The organism is Alistipes sp. An66 (assembly GCF_002161445.1).
In the GTDB taxonomy this organism is placed as follows: Bacteria; Bacteroidota; Bacteroidia; order Bacteroidales; family Rikenellaceae; genus Alistipes; species Alistipes cottocaccae.
Window position 1 is genome coordinate 136,249 of sequence record NZ_NFHT01000007.1, and the last position, 10,775, is coordinate 147,023.

Here is a 10,775-nt window from a genome sequence, read left to right on the forward strand (position 1 = left end):
AATGGATACGAAGGATCGCGAATGCCGGATCCGGCGCTGGTTCGACATGTGGCTCCGCAGGGAGAAACCGGCAATCGGGGCGATTTTCACCCCCGACTGCATCTACACCGAAAGTTGGGGACCCGAATACCGCGGGAGTCAGGCCGTCGGCCATTGGTTCCGGGAATGGAACACTCGCGGGCGGGTCATCGCGTGGGAGATCCGAAGATTCACCCACACGGATGACCGGAGCATCGTCGAATGGTACTTCGAGGACCGCATGAACGACGGCCGGACGGAGCGTTTCGACGGAGTATCGGTCATCGAGTGGCGCGGAGAGCGGATTGCCGCGTTGAAAGAATACGGATGCCGCATCCCGCACTACGATCCCTATGCCGAAGAGGCTCCCGAAACCTCCGAAACCGAAAAAAACTGGTTCTGAAAAACGATCCCCGGACCGGGAAACCCTCCCTCCGCCCCTCCAAACAACGACAATGCTCCGAAAAAAACATACCCATCGCGAACGACTGCTCATCTCGGGCGCCGTCCTGCTCGTTCTGCTCGTCGCCGGGGTCTTCGTCACCGGACGAATCATCAACCGCCGGGCCGGACAGATGAGCGACCGCGTCGTTACACAGATCAGCGAATCGCATTGTCTGCTGTTGCAGGCCGAGTTCGACCGCACGGAAGAGGTTCTGGCCGCCTCGGCCCGGTTCCTGCACCGCCAGGCCGAAGCTTCGGAGGCTGAACTGCGCGTATTGACCGCCACCCTGCTCGAAGTCGACCCCAAGGCCGACGCCATCTGGTTCACCCGCCCCGGCGACGCGATCCTGCGCAGATACTCCCGCAACGAGGAGCCCCGGACCATCGAGATCCGCAATCCGAAGCTCTTCGGGCTCTGCGACGAAACCGCCGCCGATGCCCCCTCCGACACGGTGCGCAGCTCGATTGTCGAACGGGCGGGAATCCGCGTCTGGGTGCTCACCTGCTCGCTCCGCGACGCCGCGGGAAACCGCTGCATCTGCGGAATCGACTACCCGCTGCCGGCTCTCTACACCCACATAACCGAACAAAACCCCCACAGCCGAAGCTCCGCAACCCTGCTCGACCCCGCAGGACGGATCGTCTACCATCCGGACAGCCTCCGTCTGGGAAGCAAAATCACGGACAAACGGGAAATCGAAGCTTTCCGGGAAGTTCTCGGAACGGGACGGAGCATCATCGTCGACATCTTCTCCGACTACCTCGGCGTCGACGAACAACGAATCTACTACCCCATCCGGCTGGCCGGGCAGCGATGGGTCGCCGGAATCGGGATACCCCGGCTCGTCATCGAACAGGAGATCGACGAATTCCACTTCTACACCATCCTCACGGCCGTCATCTCCGTACTCTTCTTCGCTGCACTGCTTATCGTGGCTCAACGCCGATGGCAACGGGAGTACGCCCTGCGCCGCCTCTCCGAACAGGAGTCCGCACAACTCCAACTCCAACAGGTTATCGACCAGATCGACCCCCATTTCCTCTTCAACTCGCTCAATTCGCTTTATGCCCTGATCCGCTGCAACCCCGAGCAGGCCCGCGAATTCACAATCACCCTCTCACGCGTCTACCGCCGCGTGCTCGAACGCCGCAAACAGATCCTCTCGACCTTGTCCGAAGAACTCGAATTCACCGAACAGTACCACGCCCTGCAAAAGATCCGATTCGGCGGGTGTCTCGAACTCTCCATCACGGTCGACCCCGCGCTCCTCAAACGCAGGATCCCCTCGATGAGCCTGCAAACCCTCGTGGAAAACGCCGTAAAACACAACAGCATCTCCGCCCGAAATCCGCTCCGCATCCGCATCCGCACCGAAGAGGAGGCCATCCTCATCGAGAACAACTTCACGCCGCGCAGCAACGAAAACCCAGAATCGCTCGGCGTAGGACTCGAACGAATCCGATCGATATATCGGTTCTATACCGACGAGAACATCTCGATCTCAACCCGCGAAGGAGTCTTCCGATGCCGGCTCCCGCTCCTGCATGCCGAGGAATAATCCGCTTTTTGCGCCATTCACGCCTCCGATTCGGGCATTCAACGATTTGTATTTCCCAAATCGACAAATATGTTTTATTATTGCATCGTGCGGGTTTTGTGCCCGCAAGAAAACGGCAATAATAAAAAAATGAAGAACAAACAGACGTTCATACGCCCGGCCCTTCTGCTCACAACGCTGCTCCTGCTCACGGCCGCACCCGCCGAGGCCCGGAAAAAGGAGAACCGGAAAAGCGGAAAAACCGAAAACATCGCCGAAAAAACCGACTCCACCCGCAACAACCGGAAAAAATATGAGGAGATCCTCAAGGACGCCTCCACCGACAAGGGCATGTTCGACGTTCACCGCAAGGGTACCGACATCTGGTTCGAGATTCCCGATTCGCTGCTCGACCGCGATATTCTGGTCGTCAACAAGATCTCCGGAGTCCCCTATGCGCTGAACAACGCCGGGATCAACAAGGGAATGGGATTCGGAGAGAAACTCATCCGATTCCGCAAGGACACCCTTTATAAAAAAGTATGGGTCGCAACCTACGACCCCCGCATCTCGGCCCGCAAGGGCGACCGCATCGCCCGATCCGTCAGGGACAACTACCGCGAAACGCTTATCGAACAGTTCCCCATCGAGGCCTACAATGCCGATTCGACCTCGGCGGTCGTCAAGGTCAACAAAGTCTTCGACGGCAGCGAGAAGAGTTTCAACAACCTCTTCGGTTCGCTCCGCACGGGCAGCGCCAACCGCGACCTCTCGAAAATCGAATCCGTGAAGGCCTTCCCCGAGAACATCATCGTCAAATCCACCCTCTCCGGAAATCTCTCCGGCGAGGAGAGCGAGTCCACACCCCTGACCGTCGAAATCACCTCGAATCTCGTATTGCTCGACCCCGTGCCGATGCGACCGCGTTTCGCCGACGACCGCGTGGGCTATTTCGAAATCGGGCATCTCTATTACAACGACACCCAGCAGAAGGCCGAAGAGCGGGCCTTCATCAACCGTTGGCGACTCGAACCCCGGCCCGAAGACGTCGAACGATACAAACGCGGGGAACTCGTCGAACCGAAGAAGCCCATCGTGCTGTGGATCGACCCCGCCACGCCGCCCGTCTGGGTACCCTACATCAAGAAGGGGATCGAGGAGTGGCAGGAGGCATTCGAGGCCGCCGGCTTCAAAAATGCCATCCTCGCCCGCGAGGTCGGACCCGATGAGGAGAAGGAGTTCGACGTCGACGACGTGCGCTACTCGGTGGTCACCTACGCCGCATCGGAACTCGCAAACGCCATGGGACCATCGGTCATCGACCCCCGCAGCGGCGAAATCATCGAGGCCGACATCATCTGGTGGCACAACGTGATGAGCATCCTCCACTCGTGGATCCGTCTCCAAACCGGAGCCGTCGACCCGCTGGCCCGCGGCAATGTCCTGCCCACCGAACTCATGGGGAATGCCGTGCGGTTCGTCTCCTCCCACGAACTGGGACACAGCCTCGGACTGAAACACAACTTCGCAGCCTCGTACTCCGTACCCGTCGACTCGCTCCGCTCGAAAACATACACCGACACCCACGGAACCGCCAGCTCGATCATGGACTACGCCCGATTCAACTACGTGGCGCAGCCCGAGGACGGCATTACGCAGCTCACGCCCAAAATCGGCGTCTACGACAAACACGCCATCCGATGGGGATATCGCTGGCTCGACGTCCGGGATCCCCACGAGGAGCTGCCCACGCTCAACGCCTGGCTGCGCGAACACGAAAACGACCCCGCATACCGTTACGGCGAGCAGTCCCGCGAGGGAATCGACCCCCGCGCCCAGTCGGAGGACCTCGGAGACGACGCCGTGATGGCCAGCCGATACGGATTGGCCAACCTCCGGCGAATCATCCCCCACGTCACCGAGTGGACCGACCGCGAGGGCGAACTCCAATACGAAGCGGGGCGCTTCCTCATGTCGATCGTCTTCCAGTGGCTGACCTATGCCGACCACGTGAAAACCAACGTCGGCGGATTCCACCTCAACAACGTCGTCGCCGGACACGACATCGACCGTTACGTCCCCGTGCCGGCCGAGATGCAGCGACGCAGCGTCCGCTACCTCATCGACGAGGTGTTCGTAACGCCCGAATGGCTCTTCGGCGCCGACGCCTGGGACAGAAGCTACCCCCACCGCTCTTCACCCTTCGGGCAGATGGAGTACGCCCCCTACAACTTCGCACGCGAACTCCAATACAAGGTCTACTACGAATTGCTGGATGACCGCCGCCTGCTCCGCATGTACGAGGTCGAGGCCCGGCAGGGACGCGGACCCCAGACCTACACCCCCGAGGAGATGCTCGACGAGATCACCCGCGCCGTCTTCATCCGACCCGGTGCCCGCACCCTCTCGCTCTACGAGCGCATGAGCCAGAAGAACTACGTCGATGCGCTGATCGTGTCGTCGAACATCACCATGGTCAAGACCACGAAGATGGGGGCCACGCTCCGCGATGCGGTTGCCGACGCCGGCCCGAACGGCGACTGCTGCGGATGCTCGCTCATGCAACAGGCCCCCGAAGTCGATTTCGAACCGCTGCCCCGCCCCGAAGAGATCGGAATCCAGACCCAGCGCAACTACGAACTCATGCAGCGCGTAAGCGAGACCACATCGGCAAAAAGGGCCGAAATGAGACGGCTGCTCTCGATCGTGCAGGGCCGCTTCCAGAGCGGGGACCCCGCCACCAGGAACCACTACCGGGATCTCGACCTGCGATTGAAAGAGGCCCTGAGAATGTTGTAAAAAAACCATCGCAAAGCCGTCTTATCCTCCGGAAAGACGGCTTTGCCCGACTTCGGAGAGAGGCCGGAACGCTTACAATCCGAAGCCCAAACCCGGATTTCAATTTCAAACATACGCAAAAATAACACTTTCACTTATATCCTCACATCTCATGAAAAGACTACTTACGCTATTCGTGCTGATCGCTCCGCTCTTCGCCCTCGCGCAGCAGACCCGGACGATCTCCGGCCAGGTGATCGACCGCACGGACGGAACGCCGCTCGTCGGAGCAACCGTCTTCATCGCCCCCGAAGAGACACAGGCCAGAAACTACAATCCGCAGGGAACCATCGCCTATGAACAGGGTCGATTCGAATTCACCCTGCCCGCCAGTGTCGCCAAAGTCGTCGTCAGCTACCTCGGATATGAGGCACAGACGGTCGACATCGCCGGGAAAAGCAACTTCACGATCCGGCTCTCACCCGCCGAAAACCGCGTCGACGCCGTCGTCGTGACCGGATACCAGCGCATCGAAAAACGAAAGCTAACCTCCTCGATCGCCAACGTCAGAATGGCCGACATCTCCCGCGACGGTGTGGCCAGCGTCGACGAAATGCTCTCCGGATCCATCGCCGGACTTACCTCCACGCCCACAACCGGAGCCCCGGGCGGCGCCAGCAAGGTCAAAATCCGAAGTACGGTCACCCTCAACGGAAGCACCGACCCCCTGTGGGTCCTCGACGGAATCCCCCTCGAAGGTAATGACATCCCCGCAGACTGGTCCTCCAAGGAGAACATCGACAACCTCTACAACATGTCGATCGCCGGACTCAACCCCGCCGACATCGAGGACATCACCGTGCTGAAAGATGCCGCCGCTACGGCTATCTACGGCGCACGCGCCGCAAACGGCGTAATCGTCATCACCACGAAAAAGGGACTGCGCAACCAGCCCACACGCGTGAACGTCACCGCCTCGCTCTTCGTGACCGACCGACCCGACCTCTCGAAGCTCAACCTGATGAACGCCTCGCAGAAGGTCGATTTCGAACTCGCGCTCGCCGCAAACGGACGGCTCAACTACCTCTCCTCGATGGGCGGCGTGGCCCGCATCCTGGACAAGGCCGGCGAACGAAACGCCCTCCGGCAGGGCGGAATCAACGCCCTCTCGCCCGAAACCCGCGCGGCGATCGACGCCCTGCGCAGGAACGGAACCGACTGGGGAAAGGAGATCTATCAGGTGGCTCTCAACCAGCAGTACAGCTTCAACGTCTCCGGTGGCGGAAACCGCGCCAGCTACTACCTCTCCGGCGGTTACTACAACGAACAGGGTTCGACCGTCGGAACCGGGTTCGAACGACTGAACCTCACGATGAAGACCGACTACGACCTGTTGAAGAACCTCCGGTTCGGCGCCTCGGTTTTCGTCGGGCAGAACCGCAACGAATCCTACCTCTCCGACACGGACGTCTTCACGAACCCCTCGCGATACTCCCGGACCGTGAACCCCTATTTCAATGCCTACAACCCCGACGGCAGCTATGCCTACGACCCCGACATGAACGTCTATCAGGGCGACAACGACGACGTCATCGACTTCAACTTCCTCGAAGAGCGCGCAAATACCGAATACACGCTCCGCACCCGCTCGATGAAGACCATCTTCGACCTCGATTTCCGACCCGTGAAGCAGCTGCGCATCTACACCCAGTTCGGATTGCAGGTCGACAACTCCATGACCGAAAAAATGGCCCGCGAAGAGACCTACTTCACCCGCAAGTATGCCCTCTATTCGCTCGTCGACGGCGTGACCTACATGCCCCAAGGCGGCATCATCCAGAACTGGAACGCCGACCTCTCGCAGTACACCTGGAAAGCACAGGCCGAATATTCGGACTCCTTCGCCGAAAAACATGAGGTCGATCTGATGGCCGGACTCGAAATGCGAGGAACCACCAGCACGACCATCCATACCAAAGGTTTCGGATACGACTTCCGCACGATGACCAACGAACCGATGGTATTCCCCGCCGGAGACGAGGGTACCAATCTGGCAAACAGCCCCTACTTCACGCAGTATCAGAAGTCGTTCTACGAGAACCGGTACCTCTCCTACTTCTTCACCGCCTCGTACACCTACGACAACCGCTACACCCTCTTCGGGTCGATGCGCTACGACGGAACGAACCTCTTCGGCGTCGACCCCAAATACAAGTTCAACCCCATGTGGTCGATCTCCGGAGCCTGGAACATCAACCGCGAAGGCGCCCTGCGCAACGCCCGCTGGCTCGATAACCTCCGCCTGCGGCTCTCCTACGGCGCACAGGGAAACATCGACCGATCCACCTCGCCCTATATCCTCGGTACCTGGACTACCCGGACGCCCGGAAGCGTCGTCGAGGATGCCATCAACGTCACCTCCCCGCCCAACCAGAACCTCCGCTGGGAAACCACCTACTCCTGGAACACCGCGCTCGACTTCGCGGCACTCGACAACCGGATCGGATTCACGTTCGAAGTCTACGGACGCCGGAGCAAGGACCTCATCACCTCGCGCACGATCCCCTCCGAAACCGGATTCTCCGTCACGTCGAGCAACTACGGCGAAATTTCCAGCCGCGGCATCGAGTTCTCGCTCAACACCGTGAACATCCGCTCGCGCAGCTTCCGGTGGGAGACCCAGTTCAACCTCGCCCACAACACCGACCGCGTGGAGAAGGTCCTCATCGACGACAAGGCCTGGACACCCTCGCTCCAGGGATACTCGGCAAGCGCCGTCTTCGCCCTGCGAACCGCAGGCCTCGACGAGTACGGAATCCCCCTCTTCTGGAAGGACGGGCAGAAGGTATCCCTTCAGGAGTTCGTCAACTTCCGGGTCGAGAAGACCTATCCATTCGGTACCGATTACCCCGATATATATGAGTTCAGCCCCGTCATGGACCAGGACCGGCCGGACGTCCGGAGCAGGCTCTCACACATCGGATCGCTCAACCCCGACCTCACGGGAGGTTTCAACAACCGATTCTACTTCAAGGGATTCGACCTCACCGTGTCGTGCAACTTCGTATTCGGGCAGCTCGTCAGGGAGACGCCCTTCTACACCCCGCAGATGACCAACCCCGGGCAGAACAACACCACACGCGTCCAGCAGATCTGGTCCTCGGCCAACCCCTCGGGGATCTATCCCGCACTGGTCGGAAACGCACAGGCCGACGGTTCCGCATGGGGCGACTGGGATGAAAACCCCGACCCCTACCGCGCCTACTACTGGATCCTGGACCAGAGCAACGCGTGGGGCGCCAGCTCCATCTTCCAGAACCTCGACATCTGGTACCACCGGATCAACTACTTCCGCGTGAACAGCATCCGGCTCGGATACACCTTCCCCGAGAAGATCACACGAAAACTCCACATCTCCTCGCTGCGGCTCCACTTCGAGGCCCGGAACCCCTTCGTCATCGCCTCGAACTACGACGGATACTTCGACCCCGAAACCTACGGAAACATCTATGCGCAACCCATGGCCCGGACCTACTCCGTCGGTCTGAACATCACCTTCTAAAACCACCCGAAACATGAGAAAATCAGCATATATCCTCCTTGCAGCCGTCGGAATGACCGCCTGCAACTACCTCGAAATCGAACCCGTCGGGCAGGTCATTCCCCACAAGACCTCCGAATTCCGGGCCCTGCTTACCACCGGATACTACGCCTATCCCTTCGGCGAGGCACAGGTCTACACCTGCCTGCTCTCCGACGAAGTCGGGATGCTCGACGCCAGCGCCTTCTGGAACGCCAGCGACGCCGTGCCTCTCGGCTACAACTACACCTGGCAATACGGCAGCCAGATGCGCGAATATCCCTATCAGTACTTCTACCAGTCGATCTTCTACGCCAACGCCGTGATCGAGAACATCCGCGACGCCGACGTCCACGATGCCGGCGAACCCCTGGAACAGATCCTCGGCGAGGCCTATGCCCTGCGCGCCTACAATCACTTCCAGTTAGTGAACCTCTACGGCCGGCCCTACAACCCCGACACCGCCGGAACCGACCGCGGAATCGCTCTCTCGGAGCACATCGACATCGAGCAGAAATACCGCCCGACGAACGTCGCCGCCGTCTACGAATGCATCCTCGGAGACATCGCCGAGGCCGAACAGCTCATCAGCCTCGAAAAACAGCCCGACGAAACGCGCAACTACCGGTTCTCGCTCAACGCCGTCCGTGCGTTCAAGGCCCGCGTGCTGCTCTACATGCAGCAATGGCAGCAGGCATACGACACCGCCGCGGCTCTGATCCCCGAGTACGCGCTGACGGACCTCAACACCGCAACCGAAGAGACCGCACTGCCCTGGCAGGCCGCCTCGTCCGAAACGATCCTGGCCATGGACCGCCCGTTCAGCGGATCGAACGGTGACCTCAAGGGCGCCTGCATCATCGCGGAGCCCATTCTCAACCTCTTCGACGAAACCAACGACTGCCGGCGCAGCTACCTCAAGGAGATCAACACCTATGACGATTCCTGGAATCCCATCCTGCTCGGGTACGGCGTCAACCGCTCCTCCTCGGACCGCAGTTCGATCCGTGCGGCCGAGCTCTACCTGATCGCCGCCGAGGCCGGATCCTACCTCCCCGCGGAGCTCGCCGCAGCCCGCAGGTATCTGCTCGACTTGCAGGCCAAACGGCTCAAACCCGAGGCTCTGGAGGCCCAGCAGTCCAAAATCGAAGCTATGGATGCCGCACAGCTGCGCGCCGAAATCGCCGACGAACGCGCCCGCGAATTCCTGCTGGAAGGACACCGCTGGCCCGACCTGCGACGCACGACCCGCCCCGCCATCACCAAAACATACGACGGGTCCTCCTACACGCTCAATGCCAACGATTCGCGCTACACGCTGCCCTTCCCGCAGTCGGCCATCGCCGGCAACCCCGATCTGAACGACTGACGCACCGTCGAGCTGCCCCGCATCAAAAAAGAGCCCGGTTTTTGTTCCGGACTCTTTTTTTTATAACTTTACCGCGCATGAAAGCCATTATCATCGAGGACGAACCCCTGTCGGTGGCCGAACTCCGCGACTCGCTGACCGAAGTCGCGCCGGACATCGAGGTCGTGGCGACCGCGTCATCGGTCGCCGAAGCCGCGGATATCATCAGCCGCGTCACCCACGACCTGATCTTCATGGACATCCATCTCGGCGACGGAAGCGGGTTCGACATCTTCCGCCGGACGGAGATCCGCGTTCCGGTGATCTTCATCACCGCCTACGACACCTATGCCCTGAAAGCCTTCGAAAACAAGGGGATCGACTACCTGCTCAAACCCTTCGGGCGCGAAGACCTCCGCCGGGCCATCGCAAAACTCGACATGCTCACCGGAGGCGGAGCAACCGGATCGGCTCCCCGGCGGCCGCAAGCCCCGCAGGGAACACAGGGAACACAGGAGGCACGCATCGGGGAGGCTCCTTCCGAAGCCGCCTATCAGGAGCGTTTCCTCGTACAGATCGGGGCCCGCATGCGGTCGGTCACCATCGCCGAGATCGCCTACTTCATGGCCGACGGAAAGTACCTCCATCTGGTCACTCACGACGCCAAAGACTACATCCTCGACCGAACGCTCGCCGACGTGGGCGAGAAACTTCCCCCGAAGCTCTTCTTCCGCATCAACCGCCGGTTCATCATCTCCTTCGAATCCATCCGCGAGATGGTCCGCTATTCCGGCAGCCGCATCAAGGTGCTCCTCAATCCCCCGACTCCCGACGGTGAGGAGGTGCTCGTCAGCACCGACCGCGTGCAGGATTTCCGGCAGTGGCTCAACCGGTGAGTCTCCGGCTGCTGCCGGAGAAGCGCGGCTTCCGCCGGCGGAGGCCCCTCCCGGTCCCCGGGGTACCGGCCCCCACCCTTCGTCTCTCCGGAAAGCGGGTGTTGAAGGCGATGTGCCGCACGCGGGTGAAAACCCGGGTGAAGAGGCTGAAATAGAGCGACCGCACGGGATGG

General features: G+C 60.5%; 7 protein-coding genes. 6 read left to right on the forward strand and 1 reads right to left on the reverse strand.

Going from position 1 to position 10,775, the window contains the following annotated elements; translation table 11 throughout:
* Window position 1: 1 nt before the first annotated feature.
* The 6 genes from B5G16_RS06825 (at window position 2) to B5G16_RS06850 (ending at window position 10,602) form a co-directional block, all read left to right on the forward strand.
* Window positions 2-421, forward strand: coding sequence for a nuclear transport factor 2 family protein (locus B5G16_RS06825; protein WP_087262544.1), 420 nt, complete (start codon window positions 2-4; stop codon window positions 419-421).
* A gap of 52 nt (window positions 422-473) precedes the next feature.
* The gene (locus tag B5G16_RS06830; protein WP_087262547.1) at window positions 474-2,021 is read left to right on the forward strand and encodes a histidine kinase; all 1,548 of its coding nucleotides are present in this window, start codon (window positions 474-476) and stop codon (window positions 2,019-2,021) included.
* A gap of 129 nt (window positions 2,022-2,150) precedes the next feature.
* Window positions 2,151-4,799: a zinc-dependent metalloprotease gene (locus B5G16_RS06835; protein WP_087262549.1), complete on the forward strand. Its 2,649-nt coding sequence runs from the start codon at window positions 2,151-2,153 to the stop codon at window positions 4,797-4,799.
* A 151-nt stretch (window positions 4,800-4,950) separates the two neighbouring features.
* Entirely contained in the window at window positions 4,951-8,340 is a 3,390-nt protein-coding gene (locus B5G16_RS06840; protein WP_087262551.1) for a SusC/RagA family TonB-linked outer membrane protein, read from the forward strand.
* Window positions 8,341-8,353: 13 nt separating this feature from the next.
* Entirely contained in the window at window positions 8,354-9,727 is a 1,374-nt protein-coding gene (locus B5G16_RS06845) for a RagB/SusD family nutrient uptake outer membrane protein (RefSeq protein ID WP_087262553.1), read from the forward strand.
* Between the two features lie 77 nt (window positions 9,728-9,804).
* A complete protein-coding gene (locus B5G16_RS06850; RefSeq protein WP_087262555.1) occupies window positions 9,805-10,602 on the forward strand; it encodes a LytR/AlgR family response regulator transcription factor in 798 nt (265 codons plus the stop codon).
* On the opposite strand, the gene B5G16_RS12775 is transcribed toward B5G16_RS06850, so the two are convergent.
* Window positions 10,592-10,775 (reverse strand): hypothetical protein (locus B5G16_RS12775; protein ID WP_204228046.1); only part of this gene is annotated, 184 nt, incomplete at its 5' end. The genes B5G16_RS06850 and B5G16_RS12775 overlap by 11 nt on opposite strands.